The following is a 16,504-nucleotide window of genomic DNA, read 5'->3' on the forward strand; positions in this document are numbered from 1 at the left end:
GTTCGGGGGTCGGGCGCGGTCGTGGCTCCGAGCGCAGAGGCGTATGACCCCCGGGGCTGTCGACGGCGGCGATCGCCGGGCTCCCCTCGACGCTGTCGGACCATCACGATGACCCCGACCGGATCGGTGGACGGTCGAACGGTCGTGTTCGCCCTCGTCGGCGTCGCGCTCGTCGTCGGATCGATCGGCCTGTTCGTCGCCGATCTGGGTTCTGCGCCCCCCGAGCCAGTCGATACAGAGGAGACGGTCGACGTCGGATTGACGCTCGCGGAGGAACTCCGTCTCGAAGACACGGCTCCGAACGCCTCGCTACCGCGCGTGCAGGTATTTTATTCGCAGTATCCGTTCCCGGTCGGGTACCACGGGGTCGAGTCGTTCGCGGCGAAACAACGACAGCCGTATCACAGAGACCAGTTCGGGTACCCGACTGCGGTGTACGTGACAGATTACGCGGGACAACCCCCCGAGCTGACCGACGACGGGATCCCGAGCACTGACGGGTCGCCGGGGTGGGTCGCAGCCGAGGACGCGGTGTACGTGGCCGACAGCGCGGCGCGGACACCGGACGGTCCGGCGTCGCTACCGTTCTCGACGCGGGACGCCGCCCGGGCCTTCGCCGCCGAGCACGGCGGGCGCGTAATCGACTGGCAGACGGCGCTCGACCGACCGACAGAGACGGAGCCCGTAACCGCGCTCCGCGAGCGGGCAGGGACGCAGCGCCGCGAAGCGAACGAGACGGTCGCTTCGAGGACCCGGCTCCGGGAGCGCCCGGTGTCGGTCGTCGTCGGGGAGGACGAGCCGACCATCGACGAGGCGGTCGAGTCCGCGCCGCCGAACACGACTGTCCTCGTTCCGAACGGGACCTACCGCGAGCCAGTCGAACTCGACCGGCCGGTGACGCTGCGGGGCGTCGGCGATACGCGGATCGTCGGCGACGGCAACGGCACCGTCGTCGTCGTCCGCTCCCCGCGGGCGGCTATCGTCGACGTCGATGTGGACGGCGTCGGGAACGCCGTCCCCGGCGGGGCCGCGACCGACGACCACAGCCACGTCAACGACCCGAGCCACGACAGCGCCGATACGATCGGTGACGAGTACTGGGACGAGGACATCGAGGAGACGTACGCCGGCGGGGACACCGCAATCGCCGTCGAGACCGCACCGAACGCACTCGTCTCCGGGGTCGGGATCGACACCGACGCTGCCGGGATCATTCTCTATGAGTCACCCGGGACGGTGGTCAGAGACGTACACGTCGTCGGCAACGAGAGCTACCGAAACGGCCACATGGGGTTGGTGGCGATGCGCTCGCCGGGGGTCGTCGAGGACTCGACGTTCGTCGGTGGCCTGGACGGCGTCTACACCCACCGCTCGGACGGCATCGTCGTCAGGGACAACGAAATCTACGACAACCGGATGGGCATCCACCTGATGTTCACGTCCGGGTCAGTGTTGTACAACAACACCGTCTCCGGGCAGGAGTACACCGGCATCCACGTGATGACGGGACCGGAACGAAACGCGGTCGTCGGCAACCGGATCACGGAGACGGTGACGGCGCTCGTCGTCGGCGGGTCGGAGTCGTACGTCGCGGACAACGTCATCTCGGACAACAACCTCGGGTTCCAGATCGACGTCGTCGGTTCGATCGTCGAAGGAAACGTGTTCGCCGACAACCGCGCGGGCGCCGAAGCGCGGGCGCAGCTCCCGACCAATCGGGTGTTCGACAACGACTTCGTCGCCAACGAACAGCACGTCAGATCGGCCCACGGTCGCCTCCGTATTTGGACCGACGACGGCGAGGGAAACTACTGGGAGGGCGCGACCGGACGAACCGACGGGACCGTGATCCAACGGACATACACGCCGACGGATCCCGTCGACGGGCGGCTCCACCGGACCGACGGAACCGCGACGCTCGCGCGCGCACCCGCTCTGGACGCCCTCGCCGGGTTTCAGGGGGCTATCCCGGGGATGCGGGCCGACGCGGTCATCGACACCGCACCGCTCTGTGAGCCGGCGAACGAGGCGTGGTTCGAACGGACCGGTCGAACCGACACCGAGCCGGTCTGTGCGTCTGGGACGCGTCGCTCTCTGGAGACGTAGACAGCGTCGGCGACGAACGCCGCCGGTGGCCGAAACCAACTCGTCGCTCCCGAGGCGTGGCGGATCCGCCGCCTACAGCTCGTCGGCGATCTCGTCGGCGTCGATGTCGGCCTCTTCGAGGGCCTCCTCGATATCGACGTCGCCCGCGCCGCCGCCCATGCCGCCCATCATGCCGCCCATGCCCATTCCCATGCCGCCGCCGTCGAGGATCTCCTGGATCAGAATGCGGTCGATGTCGGTGAGTTCGACGAGCTGCTGTGCGATCTGTTGTTTCTGCATCATCCACTGCTGGTTCATCGCGAGCTGTGGGGTCGACTCGACGTAGAGGGTGCGCTTCTCGACGGTCTCGGTGACGGTCTCCGGTTCCTCGGGCGCGTCGTCCTCGTCGTCTTCGTCGGCCTCGTCAGGCTCGACGACGCGGGTCTCCTCGACTTCGTCGGTCTCGACCCACATCTCGAGGTCGAGATCGAGCATCATGCCCAGGAGGCCCCGGGCCTGCTCGAGGTCGCCCTCGACAGTGTCGAGGAGTTCGTACTCGTACTCGATGTCCTCGCCGGCCAACGGGTGGTTGAAATCGACGCGGGCGCGGCCACCGATGATCGTCTCGAGGACGCCCCCCTCGCCGTCGATCTGGACGCGCGCGCCGGGGTAGCGGTCGTCCTCGTCGATCTTGTCGGCCGAGACGGTCCGTACCTGCTCTTCGTCGTACGCGCCGAAGGCCTCCTCGGCGGTGACGACGACGCTGCCCTCGTCGCCGATCTCGTTGCCGCGGATATCGTCCTCGACTGCGGGGAAGAGGTGCCCCTCCCCGAGCACGATCGTCCGGGGCTCGAACTCGCCTTGCTCGGCGACGCCCTCCTCCTCGGCGACCGCCTCGTCTGTCGTATCGACCAACTGCCCCTCCTCGACGGTTCGGGCGGTGTAAGCGATCCGGACGAAATCGCCGTCCTGAAGCCCCTCGTCTTCGGGTTCGGACGCGTCGTCCTCGACCGTCTCTGTCTCCTCGACCTCGTCGGATTCGTCGCTCATACTCCCCACGACAGCCGTCTCACCCTTAACCATCACGTTTCGCTGTGGCGGGGACCGAACGCCGGGCGGCCGGGACCCGGAGGCCGCGGGGCTTTTTGTCGTGCCCGGAGACCAGGCCAGTATGTACGAGGTCGAACTGAAGGTCCGTGCCGAGCACGATCGGCTCCGTCCGCGGCTCGAATCGATGGACGCGGCCCCCGACGGGACGGTGTCGCAGGTCGATACGTACTACGACCACCCGGTTCGGGAGTTCGCCGAGACGGACGAGGCGCTCCGCATCCGCCGGGAGACGGACGACTCGGGCGAGCGGGCGAAGGTGACGTACAAGGGCCCGCTGGTCGACGCCGCCTCGAAGACCCGCGAGGAACTGGAGACGGGCGTCGACGACGGGGACACGATGGCGGGTGTCCTCGAATCGGTCGGCTTCGAGCCCGCGGCGACTGTCGAAAAGCGCCGCGAACGGTTCCGCTGTGGGGAATACACCGTCGCGCTCGACACCGTCGACGGGCTCGGCGAGTTCGTCGAGGTCGAAACCGAAGCCGAGGCAGTCGAATCCGCACGCGAGGGCGCGGTCGAGTTGCTCGAACGACTGGGGCTCGATCCCGCCGACGGAATCCGGACCTCGTACCTCGGCCTCCTGCTCGACGCGGCGTGATATGCTCTGTGGTAATCAATCTGGCCTATTTGGTTTCCGTAAGTTATAGAACTGGCCGAAGGGTACACACGGTAATGACCGACCGAAACATCCGTGTCGAACCGGTCGACGGTCGCGCGGTCGAGGATCAAGACGTCGAGATCGTCGAGCGGAAGGGGCTCGGCCACCCCGACTCCCTCTGTGACGGGATCGCCGAACACGTCTCACAGGCGCTGGCCCGGGAGTACCTCGACCGTGTCGGTAAGGTACTCCACTACAACACCGACGAGACGCAGTTGGTCGCCGGTCGCTCGGCACCCGCCTTCGGCGGCGGCGAGGTCGTCGATCCGATCTACCTGTTGATCACGGGCCGGGCCACCAAGGAGTACGAGGGGACGAAGATCCCCGCCGAAACGATCGCACTCAGGGCCGCCCGCGAGTATATCGACGAGGAGTTCCCGTTCGTCGACTTCGGTATCGACGTCGTCGTCGACGTGAAATTAGGCGAGGGCTCGGGGGACCTCCAGGAGGTCTTCGGCGAGGACGGCACGCAGGTCCCGATGTCGAACGACACCTCCTTTGGCGTCGGCCACGCGCCGCTGACCGAGACCGAACGGATCGTCCTCGAGACCGAACGCCGACTCAACGGCCGCTACAGCGACGAGCACCGTGCCGTCGGCCAGGACATCAAGGTGATGGGCAAACGCGAGTCCGAGGTTATCGACGTGACCGTTGCGGTCGCGGCCGTCGACCGGTACGTCGACGGGATCGAGGCGTACGACGCGGTGATGGAGGGCGTCCGGACGTTCGTCGAGGACCTCGCTGCGGAGTACACAGACCGGACGGTCCGGGTCCACGTCAACACCGCCGACGACTACGAGGAGGGTTCGATCTACCTCACGACGACGGGCACGAGCGCCGAGCAGGGCGACGACGGGTCCGTCGGCCGCGGCAACCGCTCGAACGGCCTCATCACGCCGAACCGCTCGATGTCGATGGAGGCGACCTCCGGGAAGAACCCGGTCAACCACATCGGGAAGATCTACAACCTGCTGTCGACCGAAATCGCCCGCTCGGTCGTGGAGGCGGTCGACGGCATCCGCGAGGTCCGCATCCGACTGCTCTCACAGATCGGCAAGCCGATCGACGAGCCCCACGTCGCCGACGCCAGCCTCGTCACCGAGGCGGGCGTCGAGGTCGGCGACATCGAGGCGGCGGTCGAGGCGATCATCGACGAGGAGCTCGCGAACGTGACCGACATCACCGAGCGCGTGATCGACGGCGAGTTGACGACGTTTTGAGTGGACCAGAGAGCGAACCGGGCGGGCGAGGCGGTCCCTCGGCCGTCGGCGGCCGAGCGAAACCGCTTTTTCAGTCGCTCCGTATGTCCGGCCATGACGCGAGTGTGTCTCGTCGGCGACGGGGACGTCGAGTTGCGGTACGAACTCCTCAGCCGCGAGACGTCGCGGGCGGCGCTTTCGACCTACGACCTCGCCGCACCCTACGAGAACACGGTCGCCGTCGAGACGGTCTCGCTGGGCGCCGCCGTTGCGCTGTTGAACGACCTCGAGTGGTATCTGGTCCGGTTCGCCCGCGAGGCGCTCGTCCTCGATCCGTCGGTGAGTAAAAAAGAGTGGCTCTCTCGCGCGCTCGCGGCCGCGATCCGCGACGACGGCCTCGACCACGCCAATTCGGGGCGGTTTCTGAAGCTGTTCGGCGTCGACGACGGCCGGCTCCTCGAACCGATGTTCGTGACCCGAACCGGGCCGGAACTCCCGGCATACGACCTCCACGACGTCGAAGACACCCTCGCCGTCCGGGTGACCGAATCCGAGTTCGGCGCGTAGCCGGCCGTCGTCCGATTCGCGTTTGCGCTCCGGGGTCGTGCTCAGATCTCGACGCCGCTGGGGATGAGGCTCCGATCCCGGAGCAGGTTCCCGTCGCCGTCGTACACCAGAAGCGTCGACTTGTCGTATTCCGCCAGTCGGGTTCCCCCGTCGGTCTCGATGACGAGGCGGTACCGACCGTCGGCGTCGGCGCTGGCCGCCTCGACGACCGAGAGTACCGGGGCGCTCGTGGCGTTGACCTCGAGGACGTACTCGCCAGTGATGCGGTCCGACACCGCGAAGACACCCGCCGGCGCGTCGGTGTCGAGTGGCTCGTGCAACCGGTAGGCCACGTCGACCCCGTCGCCGTCGAGTTGGCCGTCGTCGCGGCGGAGTCGCGTTTCGAGTTCGTCGGTCGGTCCCTCGTACGTGATCGACACGCTCGGCTCTTCCGATTCCTCGGCCGTCACGCCCGCCGTCTCCAGAGTGAAGTAGTCACGCCGCATCCCTGTTTGCGTGCCGATACGGGCGCCGCACGCATGAACGTAACGCCCCCGTCAGGGACGACCCGGTCCGGTGTGGGCAGGCCGGTACCGGCCGCCTCGGGCAGGACGCCACGACGGTCCCCGAGGGACGCGCTGGCGACGACGGAGGCGGCTCGATCGGGGACACGCCGGGGGCGAATACGGCGGACCTTTATTCCGTCTGCCCGCATACCGTCGGGTACGCGACACAGATGTCTCGAGACGACGCGTCCGTTCGCCCGGAAGAGCACTCGACCCGATCGGTCCGACAGCGACTCGCCCGGGCGGTCGAGTCGCTCCGTGGGTCGTCGATCCCCGAGGAGTCGTATCGCCCCGGAGAGCACGGCCGAATCGTCGGAGACCGGACCTTCGATGGCGAGCGGGTCGAGGCGTACTGGCTGAACGCGCCTTTCTCCTACGCCGTTATTACGCACGACGACGAGGAGAACGAACACCGTTATTACGCCGTCGAACCCGACCTCGACCGTTTCGAACGCGACGTCCTCGAAACGCTATACGACGACGTTCGGGTGCCACTTTTGTACACCGAACACGGGGGCAATCCGGAGGACGTTCTCAGATCCGAGCTCCGAACGCGGCTCGAACGGTACGGTGTCGAGCCGGACGTCGCCGGGTTTTATCGGCTGTACTACTACCTCTATCGACGGTTCCAGGGGTTCGGCAAGGTCGATCCGTTGATGCACGATCCCTACATAGAGGACATCTCCTGTGACGGGTACAACCTCCCGCTGTACGCCTACCACGACGGGTATCAGGACATCGAGACGAACGTCTCCTTCGAGGAGACCGGCCTCGACAGCTACATTGTTCGGATGGCCCAACAGGCCGGACGGCACATCTCGGTCGGGAATCCGATCGTCGAAACGACGCTCGTCGACGGCTCCCGCGCGGAGTTGGCGCTGGGGGAGGAGGTGACGCCGCACGGATCGGCCTTCACTATCCGGAAGTACAGCGACGAGCCGTTCACCCCGATCGACCTGCTCGAGTTCGGCACCTTCTCGCTTGGGCAGATGGCGTACCTGTGGCTGGGGATCGAACACAACAAGAACATCGTCTTCGCCGGCGGGACCGCCTCCGGGAAAACGACCTCGATGAACGCCATCTCGATGTTCGTCCCGCCGCGATCGAAGCTGATCACCATCGAGGACACCCGCGAACTGTCGCTGTATCACGACAACTGGCTGTCGTGTGTGACCCGCGAGCGCCTCGACGAGGCCGCGAACGTCACGATGTACGACCTGTTGCGGTCGTCGCTTCGGCACCGCCCCGAGTACATCATCGTCGGCGAGGTCCGCGGCGAAGAGGCGATAACGCTGTTTCAGGCGATGAACACGGGGCATACGACGCTTTCGACGATGCACGCCGACTCGGTCCAGACAGTCATCAACCGCCTCGAGAACGAGCCGATCAACGTGCCGCGGCCGATGGTACAGTCGCTCGATATCCTCTGCGTTCAGCGGCTCGCTCGCTTCGGCAGCGAGCGCGTCCGGCGGGCGGGGACGATCGCCGAGATCGAGGGGATCGACCAACGGACCGGCGAGCTCGACTACACCGGGGCGTACAACTGGGACTCCGCGACCGACACGTTCAGCGAAGGGACCGAAAAGCTGACCGAGGAGATTCGCGAGGAACGCGGCTGGTCGAAGACCGAACTGCTCAGAGAGCTACAGCGGCGGCGGCGGTTTCTGGCGTTCCTCCAGGAACGGGGGATCTCACAGTACGAGCAGTTCACGGCGATGGTCAACCGATACTACGCCGTCCCCGAAGAGGTGATGGGTCGGATCGAAGCGGCCGAGGCCGACGGTCGCGTCGACCTCGACGCCGGGGCGGTCGTCGACCCCGGATCGAACGAGGCCGAGCCGCGGAGCGGATAGATGCTTTGGGTGCTCCCGCTCGTTGCGGCGATCGGCCTCCTCGGTGCGTTCCTCGCGGCGCCGTATAGTCCCCGGATCGATGCCGCGGTCACGCGGCTCGCGTTTTTGCTCCTCGGCGGGCGCGGCATCGAAATCGACGTCGAGCGAGAGCAGGCGCTCCGATCGGCGGCGATCGGCGTCCCCTACCGGGAGTACGCTGCAAAGACGTACATCTACACCGCCGGTGCCGGGGTCGCGGGTGCGGTCGTCGGCGTGTACCTCGGCGCGGCGGGGCTGTTCGTGCTCGCCTCGCCGGGGCTGTCGTTCGATCCGAACGCGACGATCGAGACGTCGAACGTCGTGCAGCTGGGGGTGTTCCTCCTGAGCGGCGCCCTCCTCAGCGCGGTCGCAGTGGGGGCGACCTACGAACTCCGCTGGCGGCTGCCGTCGGTTCGAGCGGACGGGCGCGCGAGGCGGATCGACGCCGGCCTCCCCCGTACGGTCGCGTTCACCTACGCTCTGACCCGCGGCGGAATGTCGTTTCCGGACGTGCTCCGGACGCTCTCGGACAACGAGCGGGTGTTCGGCGAGGGCGCTGCCGAGGTCGACGTCGCCGTCCGGAACATCGACCTGTTCAACGTCGACCTCGTGACGGCCGTCCAGGACCTCTCGGAGAACACCCCCTCCGAGCGCTTCGGCACGTTCACCGAGAACCTCTCCAGCGTTCTCCAAAGCGGCGGCGACGTCTCGGAGTTCCTCCGCGAACAGTACGAGCGCTACCGCGACGAGGCCGAAGAGCAGCAAGCGGAGATACTCAACCTCCTCGCGACGACCGCGGAGGTGTACGTGACGGTGATCGTCGCCGGTATGTTGTTTCTCATTACTATCCTGTTGATAATCGGGCTTACGGCCGGCGACACGCTCTTGGCGATGCGGGTGTTGACGTACGTCATCGTTCCCGCCGCGAACGTGTTGTTTTTGGCGTACCTTCTCGACGTTACCCGGCCGCTCCGCGCGGCGGGAGACGAACACGAGGACGACCGCGAGGACGAACGCGGGAAGGTGGCCGACCGCGGGCGCGACCCCGACCAGAAGCGTTCGGGCGAGGGAATCACCGCCGGCCGTGCCGTGGAGAGCGACGGCGGCTACACCCGTCCGGGAGCGGCGGCCGACCACGAACGGCTGTTCGCCTATCGACGGCTCCGGTCGGTCAGGGAAACGCTCGCCTCGCCGCTGGCGTCTCTCGTCGATCGGCCACGGTTGCTCCTGTATCTCACCGTTCCGATCGCGGTCGTCGCGACCGTCGTTCGGCTGCCGGCGATCCTCGCCGGCGGAAGCGTCGACGTCCGGGCACTCGACGACGTCCTGATTCAGGCGGCGATCTTTCTGAGCGGGACGTTCGCCGTCGTCTACGAGTACAGCAGGCGTCGGCTCAAACGACTCGAATCGGCCGTTCCGGAGCTTCTCGAGCGGCTCGCCAGCCTCAACGAGGCCGGCATCTCGGTCGTCTCCTCGTTCGATCGGGTCCGTCGTGGCGACATCGGCGAGCTCGATGCGGAGGTCAACCGCATCTGGAGGGACATCCAGTGGGGCGCGACGACCGAGGAGGCGCTCTCGCGGTTCGAGACGCGCGTCCGAACGCCCTCCGTCACTCGCGTGGTCACGCTCATCACGAACGCGATGCACGCCTCGAACGAGATCGGACCGGTCCTCCGGATCGCGGCCGAGCAGGCCCGCTCGGACCTCCAGCTCCGCCGGCAGCGCCGACAGGAGATGTTCACGTACCTCGTCGTGGTGTACGTCTCGTTTTTCGTCTTTTTAGTCGTCATCGGCGCCCTGGAGTACGTCCTGATCCCGAGCCTGCCGGACGTGGGCAGCATCGGTGGGGGTGCGGCCGGCGGTGCCGGCGGCGTCGGCGGGGCGGGGCCGCTCGGGGGGTTCGACGGCGGCGACCGCGACGCCTATCGGCTCGTCTTCGTTCACACCGCGTTCATCCAGTCGCTACTCTCGGGGCTCGCCGCCGGCGTCATGGGCAGCGGGTCGGTCAAGGCCGGCATGAAACACGCGGCGGTCATGCTTTCGATCTCGTACGTCCTGTTGACGTTCGCGATCTGAGGCCGCGTTCGCGCGTCCCGACGACGTTCGTACACCACGCCGACTCGCATCGCTGCCCTCTTTGCCGCCGCGGCGAAACCGGCCCCATGAACGATCGCGCCGGCGTCCGAGCGACGTACGACCGGATCGCCGATCACTTCTCTTCGACCCGCGAGTACCCCTGGCCGGAGGTCGAGTCCTTTTGTGCGGGGCGTCGCGCCGCCACTGCCCTCGACGTCGGCTGCGGGAACGGCCGCCACACCGAGCTGTTGGCCGGGCACGCCGATCGGGTCCTCGGCCTCGACGTGAGCCACGGACTGCTGTCGGCCGCCCGCGAGCGCGCCCCCGGAGCCGCCCTGGTCGCCGGCGACGCCGCCTCGCTGCCGGTCGCCGACGGAGCGGTCGGTCTTGCGGTATACGTCGCGACGCTGCATCACCTCCCGACGCGACGGCTCCGCCGGGAGAGCCTCGACGAACTCGCGCGTGTCCTTGACGACGGCGGGGTGGCGCTCGTTAGCGCCTGGAGTACCGCCGCTGACCGCTTCGAGGCCGACGCCGACACCGAGACGGGCTTCGATGCCGAGATCGATTGGACGCTTCCCGGCGGCGAGACGGTCCCGCGTTACTACCACATCTACGCGCCCGCGGAGTTCGATGCGGACCTCGGCGCGAGCGACCTCGCCGTCGTCGAGTCGTTCGTCTCCAGCGGGAACTGCTACGCCGTCGTCGAGCCGTCGTGACCGACGGAGTACTTAAATGCTGACGGCGCCCCGGCGAGCGATTTAAATACCGTTCCGGGAACGAAAAGACCCTTATAGGGCGTGATGTTACAGTTTCGTGCGCGCCGACGGTGAGCGGCCCGACGGGCCGCGAGTCGCGGCGCGACGAGGACGAGCGCCGGTGGTCTAGTGGCAGGACCTGAGCCTTCCAAGCTCATGGCCCGGGTTCAAATCCCGGCCGGCGCACTCCCTGCGGTCGTGCGCCGCCCGTACCCTCGCTCGCTCCGCTCGCGAGGATCCCGGCCGGCGCATTTTCTGCCGAACGGAGTGAGGCGAAAATCGCCACGGAATTTGAACCCTATCAGTCACAGCCCGGAAGCGCAGCGAAGCGAGCATCCCGGACTGTCTGATCCCGGTTCAAATCCCGGCCGGCGCATAGCGAGGATCGAGCGAAGCGAGATCCTCGGAAAGATCGAGCGGCGAAGCCGCGAGATAGCGAGACCGAACGAAGTGAGGTCTCGAAACGTGAACGGGGAGCAACGCGACCCGTGAACGGGTTCTCTGCGGTCGTGCGCCGCCCGTCCCCTCGCTCGCTCCGCTCGCGAGAATTCCGATAGACGGTGTCTATCGACATCACACTCGCTTCGCTCGTGTGATTCCCGGCCGGCGCATAGCGAGGATCGAGCGAAGCGAGATCCTCGGGAAGATCGAGCGGCGAAGCCGCGAGATAGCGAGACCGAACGAAGTGAGGTCTCGAAACACGGACGGGACGCGAGCCACGAGCGCACTCGCTTCGATCACCGGACCGATAACGGCAGGCCACGCCCCGAGAGTAGCCATTTAAATATCGCGGGCGACTCCGAACACACGATGTCAGATTCATCGGACACAGCGAACGGCAAACCGTCGTTGCTCGGTCGAGTGCTCTTTGCAGGTGGGCTCGCCGCCCTCGCGGTACGCAACCTGACGAACCTCGAGGGACGCGTCGCCTACGCCGACGCCAAGGGCGTCCCGGCGGCCGACCGGCTGGTCCCGGCCGCGACCGGCCTCCTGCTCGGTGGGAGCCTCGGCATCGGGACCTGGAAGCTTCCCCGGCTGTCCGGGGCGAGCGTCGCGGCCTTCTTCGTCGGCGTCACCCCGCTCATGCACGACTTCTGGGCCGTCGACGACGACGCGCGCGATCAGGAACTCACGTCGTTCCTCCAGAACGTGACGCTGCTCGGCGCTGCCGTCGTCTTCATCGGTTGGGCGACCGGCGAGTAACGCCTCCGACGATTATAAATGAGCGGGGCCGTTCACCCGCCGGACGATCGGTCCCGCCGCAGGCGTCCTTTTTCGACCCGCGTCGCCATCGCGAGGTAAAGCGCGAACACCAACAGGCCGACTGCGCCGGCGCCGGCGACGCCGAGGGCGTCCGCGCCGAGGAACAGCGGCTCCTCGCGTGCGACGGGGAGGAACGTGTGATGGAGGTCCCCACGGACCGGGATGAAGTAATCGACGGTCGTATCGAGGGCGTACCACGCGGTTGCGGTGCCGACGCCGAGCGGCGAGAACTCGGCGATCCGGTGGAGAACGAACGCCTGCAGCACCATCGCGGCGTGGCTCCAGATCAGAAACTGCCGCATCGCGGGGTGGAGGTAGCCGAACTCGGGCCAGAACGCGAGGTGGACCCAGACGGTCCACCCGCCCAGGATGATGTTGCCGAGAAAGGCCAACGCGGTCAGCCACTCCCGCCCGTGGCCGAGTTTCCACGCCGCGAGCGCCGCGGCGAGAAACAGCGTCGCGACGGGGCTGTCGGGGACGAAGGGCCACATCGCCGTGGGCGTCCGGGCGAGTTGGAAGCCGTAGTAGTAGAAGCCGAACGCCGTCCCGGCGAGGTTCACGAGGACGATCGGCCAGACGAGATTCAACGCGAGGTTCTCGAGTGGCTCGGGCAGCGGCGCGACGTACCGGGGGAGGTCCTCGCGGGGGACGTCGGACTCGAAGAGCCCGCGGACGTTCATACCGGGTACTCCGGGCGGGAGAATAAAAACACCCCGAGAGCGGCCGACCGGCGAGCGCCGCCCACGACGGCGGGGACGGGGCGGGTGACGGCGCGAGCAACCAACGGTAAAGCGACGGGGGGAACGACACGGATTAAGTGTGCTCGGCCCGTACAGTTTATTATGAGTGAAACGGACCTCGAGGAACTCAAACGAGGCACGGACCTCGTAAAGCGTGGTTTCGCGAAGATGCAGAAGGGCGGCGTCATCATGGACGTCGTCACGCGCGAACAGGCCCGTGTCGCCGAGGACTCGGGCGCGGTCGCCGTCATGTCGCTCGAGGCGGTCCCCGCCGACATCCGAAAGCGTGGCGGCGTCGCCCGGATGGCCGACCCCGGTGCCCTAGAGGAGATCATCGACGAGGTCTCGATCCCGGTGATGGGGAAGGCCCGAATCGGTCACACTGCCGAGGCGCAGATCCTCGAGGCGACCGGCGCGGACATGATCGACGAGTCGGAGGTGCTCACGACCGCCGACGAGCGCTATCACATCGACAAGCGAGAGCTCACATCGCCGTTCGTCTGCGGGGCCCGAAACCTCCAGGAGGCGCTGCGACGGATCGACGAGGGCGCGGCGATGATCCGGACGAAAGGCGAAGCCGGGACCGGCGACGTGAACCAGGCCGTCACCCACCAGCGGAACATCCAGCGTGCGATCCGCATGCTCTCCGGGATGGCCTACGAGGAGCGCGACGAGTGGGCCAGAGAGCACGGGGCACCCCGCGAACTCGTCCACGAGACGGCCGAAATGGGCCGGCTTCCGGTGGTCAACTTCGCGGCGGGCGGGATCGCGACCCCCGCCGACGCCGCGCTCATGATGCAGTTGGGCTGTGACGGCATCTTCGTCGGCTCCGGCATCTTCGGCGCGGAGAACCCCCAGGCGATGGGCGAGGCGGTCGTCGCGGCCGTCAACAACTACGACGACCCGGACACGCTCAAGGAGATCGCCAAGTCCCCCGGCAAGGGCATGAAGGGTCAGGCGAACGAGACGATGCCCGAAGAGGAACAACTGCAGGGCCGCGGCGTCTGAACGGGACACACGCCGTCGGACAGCCGACCGACAACCGACGCCGTCCTGAGTGCTGCCGGACGGCACGTTTTCTCATCTCACGTGACCTCGGGGTCCCGATTCCGGGGATAGCGCTGTTCCGCCACGGCGAACGCGAGCGTGCTCGCCACCCCGAGAAACGTCCCGGTCGTCAGCGTCACCGCGAGATACGACAACTCGGCGAACGGCAACGAGAGGAAGAACGCGGACACCCCATGGAGGACGATGGCGATGGCGACGACGTAGAACGGGGCGTTGAGGTACCGCCACCGGAATCCACCCGCGAGGTACTCGTCCGTGATCCGGCCGAGGGCGGCGACCACGCCGCCGGCGGCGGCCCACTGGACGGCCCCGTAGACGAACGCCGCGACCGGCTGGATCGCCCCGGAGTCGGCGTCCGTGAGCCGATCTATCGCGTCGAGGCCGCCGACGCCTCCGACGACGACGAGCGCCGCCGCGACGACGTACGTGACGAGTTGGACCCGCCCGGAGAAGAGCCCGACGCGGATCCCCTCGAGCGCTCCGTCGATCGTGTCCTCGAGACCCAACCCCCGAAAGAGGACGTACAACCCGAGCAGCGCCGAGATGACGCCGAACGTCGACCCGGGGAGGCCGATGACGTCGGCGAGGATGGCGATCGGGTATATCAAAAGCAAAATACCGAGTGGGATGAGGATCGTCCCCCGCGTTTCGGGGTCCGCAAGCACCTGCTTGAACGTGTAGTACATCGATTCGAGATCCTGGGCCTGCCGCACGACGACGCGCCGAACCCCGTCGATCGGGACTCGCGACCGGATGACCGGCAGGACGCTTTCGTCCTGTGCGCCGTCCGTGACGACGACCGCTTTGACGTCCTCGCCGGTCGACAGCGATGCGAGGACCGTATCGACCTCCTCGCCGACCTTTCGGTTCGCCGAGACGTCCGCCTTGGCGGTTCCCGTGACGACGGCCACCTCGACGGACTCGTCGTCGATGTTGTCGTGGACGTGGATGCCCTGAAAACAGACGTTGACGTCCGAGTCCTCGGGGTCGGCGGTCGCCAAGGCGACGGCGGCCGACTCGACAGCGTCGCGGCCGACGACGGGGGTGTCGAACGACGTCTTCCGGCCGAGGTCGTCGTCGAGGTCGACACAGAGGATCAACAGCATCGATCGTTGTAGGGCGTTTCGCGCGACGGGTTAAGTTCCTTCTCCCCCGGCGTCAGCGTCCGTCCGATCGCACTCTCCGAGCGACGGCGGACCGGCCCACACTATCGCGATCCGACCCCGCCGCCGAACGCCGAGAGGTCGCTTTGGATCCCGGCCGCGAGTGTCGACTTCCGCCGGAGGTCGGCCATCGACACCGGAAGCCGGGGAACCAGTTCCCGGACAGCGCCGTGGAAGCTCTCGGCGACCGCCGCCTCGCCGGCGACCGCGTCCCGGATCGACTCGCGGATCTGCCAGACGCCGACGGGCGCCCAGTACCCATCCGTCGCGTGTCTGATCACGAACACCTTCGCCTGCCGGCCGCGCTCGGCGAGCGCCTCGAGGACGCCGAGTCGGGCGGCGTAGTAGGCCCCCGAGGTCTCCTCGACGTACTCCGTTCGCCCCTCGTAGCCCTCGCTGTCGGCGGCCATGTACAACTGCCCGTTCGGGTCGGGGTTCCAGATGCTGCCCGGCGCTTTCAACTCGAGGAGTTCGAACTCCCACTCGCCGGGCGCGGCGACGACCCAGTACTCGTTGCCCATGTACTCGGCGTGCCACACCGACGTCTGCCCGATCGTGGGGGCGTTGCGGACGGTCCCCCGGAGGTACTGCCCGATCGTGTCGTCGACGGCGGTGATCGACCACCGCGTCGGGACGAGCCGTCGGTTCTCTCCCTGCCCGAGCGCGCCGACCGAGAGCACGTTGTTGATTTCGTAGACGTCGAACCCCCGCCGATAGAGGTACGTCATCGCGCCCGTCGCGCGCCAATCGTCGTCCGAGAGCGTCTTTTCGACCGCCCGCGGGATCGAGGGGTTCTCCGTCACGCGGGCGGTGTCGGCCCCGACCCGCGGCCCCCGGGGGGCAGCGATGTCCTCCAAGGAGCCGTCGAGATCGAACCCGGGACGGTCCTCGAGACCGAGTTCGACGTCGACCGGGCGGTCGGCGATGGCGACCTCGCGTTGGGTGCCGACGAAGCCGTCCCAGACGTCGCGGGCGTCGACGTTCGAGCGCCGCGTGGAGTTCAAAAGGCCCGTCCGGCGCTCGAAGACGTCGTCGATGTCGTACCCCTGCTCGTACCACGCGCCGGTCGTGACGTAGTCGGCGGCGTCGTCCTCGTCGCCGACTGGGGCGAGGAGGCCGGCCGAGACCTGTGGATACCCCGACCGGCCGACGAACACCGAGGGGGCCGTCGAGCCGACGAGCGTCTCCCCGGAGAGCGTCTCGTCGAAGCGGGTCCTCGCGTCGTCGATGTATTTGGTGACGGCGTAGGACTTCTCCTCGGCGAGTTTCCGGAGTTCGACCGACTCCTCGCGGTCGAGGTCGTCGACGTACTCGTCGAGGCGCATACGGTCGGTTCGGGGCGGGCGTTGAAATGTCGTTCGGGAACCGGGGGCGACCCCGAGGAGCGACCGCAACCCCTATTTT

At 67.3% G+C, this 16,504-nt stretch carries 14 protein-coding genes and 1 tRNA gene; 10 read left to right on the forward strand and 5 right to left on the reverse strand.

The genetic code is table 11. The features are described 5' to 3' along the window. The first annotated feature begins 108 nt into the window (after positions 1 to 108). Positions 109 to 2,106, forward strand: a complete 1,998-nt coding sequence (locus tag NMLP_RS01690; RefSeq protein ID WP_015408396.1) for a NosD domain-containing protein — start codon at positions 109 to 111, stop codon at positions 2,104 to 2,106. A gap of 72 nt (positions 2,107 to 2,178) precedes the next feature. On the opposite strand, the gene NMLP_RS01695 is transcribed toward NMLP_RS01690, so the two are convergent. After that, positions 2,179 to 3,135, reverse strand: coding sequence for an FKBP-type peptidyl-prolyl cis-trans isomerase (locus NMLP_RS01695; RefSeq protein ID WP_015408397.1), 957 nt, complete (start codon positions 3,133 to 3,135; stop codon positions 2,179 to 2,181). A 121-nt stretch (positions 3,136 to 3,256) separates the two neighbouring features. Here NMLP_RS01695 and cyaB point away from each other — a divergent pair, with 121 nt between their 5' ends. The 3 genes from cyaB (at position 3,257) to NMLP_RS01710 (ending at position 5,616) form a co-directional block, all read left to right on the forward strand. Beyond that, positions 3,257 to 3,790 (forward strand): class IV adenylate cyclase, encoded by a 534-nt coding sequence (gene cyaB / locus NMLP_RS01700; RefSeq protein WP_015408398.1) that lies wholly within the window; start codon positions 3,257 to 3,259, stop codon positions 3,788 to 3,790. Between the two features lie 74 nt (positions 3,791 to 3,864). Continuing rightward, positions 3,865 to 5,070 (forward strand): methionine adenosyltransferase, encoded by a 1,206-nt coding sequence (locus NMLP_RS01705; protein ID WP_015408399.1) that lies wholly within the window; start codon positions 3,865 to 3,867, stop codon positions 5,068 to 5,070. A gap of 93 nt (positions 5,071 to 5,163) precedes the next feature. After that, positions 5,164 to 5,616, forward strand: a complete 453-nt coding sequence (locus tag NMLP_RS01710; RefSeq protein ID WP_015408400.1) for a DUF5804 family protein — start codon at positions 5,164 to 5,166, stop codon at positions 5,614 to 5,616. A gap of 41 nt (positions 5,617 to 5,657) precedes the next feature. Here the strand turns inward: NMLP_RS01710 and NMLP_RS01715 are convergent, their stop codons facing one another. After that, complete coding sequence (locus NMLP_RS01715; protein WP_015408401.1) at positions 5,658 to 6,101, reverse strand: DUF5793 family protein; 444 nt, start codon at positions 6,099 to 6,101, stop codon at positions 5,658 to 5,660. A 230-nt stretch (positions 6,102 to 6,331) separates the two neighbouring features. Between NMLP_RS01715 and NMLP_RS01720 the strand changes: the two genes are divergently transcribed. The 5 genes from NMLP_RS01720 (at position 6,332) to NMLP_RS01740 (ending at position 12,069) form a co-directional block, all read left to right on the forward strand. After that, positions 6,332 to 8,014: a type II/IV secretion system ATPase subunit gene (locus NMLP_RS01720; RefSeq protein WP_015408402.1), complete on the forward strand. Its 1,683-nt coding sequence runs from the start codon at positions 6,332 to 6,334 to the stop codon at positions 8,012 to 8,014. After that, positions 8,015 to 10,108 (forward strand): type II secretion system F family protein, encoded by a 2,094-nt coding sequence (locus tag NMLP_RS01725; RefSeq protein ID WP_015408403.1) that lies wholly within the window; start codon positions 8,015 to 8,017, stop codon positions 10,106 to 10,108. Positions 10,109 to 10,194: 86 nt separating this feature from the next. Next, positions 10,195 to 10,827 (forward strand): class I SAM-dependent methyltransferase, encoded by a 633-nt coding sequence (locus NMLP_RS01730; protein WP_015408404.1) that lies wholly within the window; start codon positions 10,195 to 10,197, stop codon positions 10,825 to 10,827. 154 nt (positions 10,828 to 10,981) lie between these two features. Further along, positions 10,982 to 11,052 (forward strand) — tRNA-Gly (locus NMLP_RS01735). Positions 11,053 to 11,676: 624 nt separating this feature from the next. After that, positions 11,677 to 12,069: a YphA family protein gene (locus tag NMLP_RS01740; protein ID WP_015408405.1), complete on the forward strand. Its 393-nt coding sequence runs from the start codon at positions 11,677 to 11,679 to the stop codon at positions 12,067 to 12,069. A 32-nt stretch (positions 12,070 to 12,101) separates the two neighbouring features. Here NMLP_RS01740 and NMLP_RS01745 read toward each other — a convergent pair whose 3' ends face one another. Continuing rightward, on the reverse strand, positions 12,102 to 12,809 hold the full coding sequence (locus NMLP_RS01745; protein ID WP_015408406.1) for a DUF1405 domain-containing protein: 708 nt from the start codon (positions 12,807 to 12,809) through the stop codon (positions 12,102 to 12,104). Positions 12,810 to 12,968: 159 nt separating this feature from the next. Between NMLP_RS01745 and pdxS the strand changes: the two genes are divergently transcribed. Then, positions 12,969 to 13,877 carry a pyridoxal 5'-phosphate synthase lyase subunit PdxS gene (gene pdxS, locus NMLP_RS01750; protein WP_152024149.1) on the forward strand — a complete coding sequence of 303 codons (909 nt, stop codon included), beginning with the start codon at positions 12,969 to 12,971 and terminating at the stop codon, positions 13,875 to 13,877. A 77-nt stretch (positions 13,878 to 13,954) separates the two neighbouring features. On the opposite strand, the gene NMLP_RS01755 is transcribed toward pdxS, so the two are convergent. Both NMLP_RS01755 and nreA read right to left on the reverse strand, forming a co-directional pair. Then, positions 13,955 to 15,043, reverse strand: coding sequence for a DUF373 family protein (locus NMLP_RS01755; protein ID WP_015408408.1), 1,089 nt, complete (start codon positions 15,041 to 15,043; stop codon positions 13,955 to 13,957). A gap of 101 nt (positions 15,044 to 15,144) precedes the next feature. Then, complete coding sequence (gene nreA / locus NMLP_RS01760) at positions 15,145 to 16,425, reverse strand: DNA repair protein NreA (protein WP_015408409.1); 1,281 nt, start codon at positions 16,423 to 16,425, stop codon at positions 15,145 to 15,147. Between the last annotated feature and the right edge of the window lie 79 nt (positions 16,426 to 16,504).

It is taken from the genome of Natronomonas moolapensis 8.8.11 (genome assembly GCF_000591055.1).
Lineage (GTDB): Archaea > Halobacteriota > Halobacteria > Halobacteriales > Haloarculaceae > Natronomonas > Natronomonas moolapensis.

Coding starts and splice junctions, on each gene's coding strand:
- NMLP_RS01690 (WP_015408396.1), top strand. CDS start 109: ATGACCCCGACCGGATCGGTGGACGGTCGAACGGTCGTGTTCGCCCTC.
- NMLP_RS01695 (WP_015408397.1), bottom strand. CDS start 3,135: ATGAGCGACGAATCCGACGAGGTCGAGGAGACAGAGACGGTCGAGGAC.
- cyaB (WP_015408398.1), top strand. CDS start 3,257: ATGTACGAGGTCGAACTGAAGGTCCGTGCCGAGCACGATCGGCTCCGT.
- NMLP_RS01705 (WP_015408399.1), top strand. CDS start 3,865: ATGACCGACCGAAACATCCGTGTCGAACCGGTCGACGGTCGCGCGGTC.
- NMLP_RS01710 (WP_015408400.1), top strand. CDS start 5,164: ATGACGCGAGTGTGTCTCGTCGGCGACGGGGACGTCGAGTTGCGGTAC.
- NMLP_RS01715 (WP_015408401.1), bottom strand. CDS start 6,101: ATGCGGCGTGACTACTTCACTCTGGAGACGGCGGGCGTGACGGCCGAG.
- NMLP_RS01720 (WP_015408402.1), top strand. CDS start 6,332: ATGTCTCGAGACGACGCGTCCGTTCGCCCGGAAGAGCACTCGACCCGA.
- NMLP_RS01725 (WP_015408403.1), top strand. CDS start 8,015: ATGCTTTGGGTGCTCCCGCTCGTTGCGGCGATCGGCCTCCTCGGTGCG.
- NMLP_RS01730 (WP_015408404.1), top strand. CDS start 10,195: ATGAACGATCGCGCCGGCGTCCGAGCGACGTACGACCGGATCGCCGAT.
- NMLP_RS01740 (WP_015408405.1), top strand. CDS start 11,677: ATGTCAGATTCATCGGACACAGCGAACGGCAAACCGTCGTTGCTCGGT.
- NMLP_RS01745 (WP_015408406.1), bottom strand. CDS start 12,809: ATGAACGTCCGCGGGCTCTTCGAGTCCGACGTCCCCCGCGAGGACCTC.
- NMLP_RS01755 (WP_015408408.1), bottom strand. CDS start 15,043: ATGCTGTTGATCCTCTGTGTCGACCTCGACGACGACCTCGGCCGGAAG.
- nreA (WP_015408409.1), bottom strand. CDS start 16,425: ATGCGCCTCGACGAGTACGTCGACGACCTCGACCGCGAGGAGTCGGTC.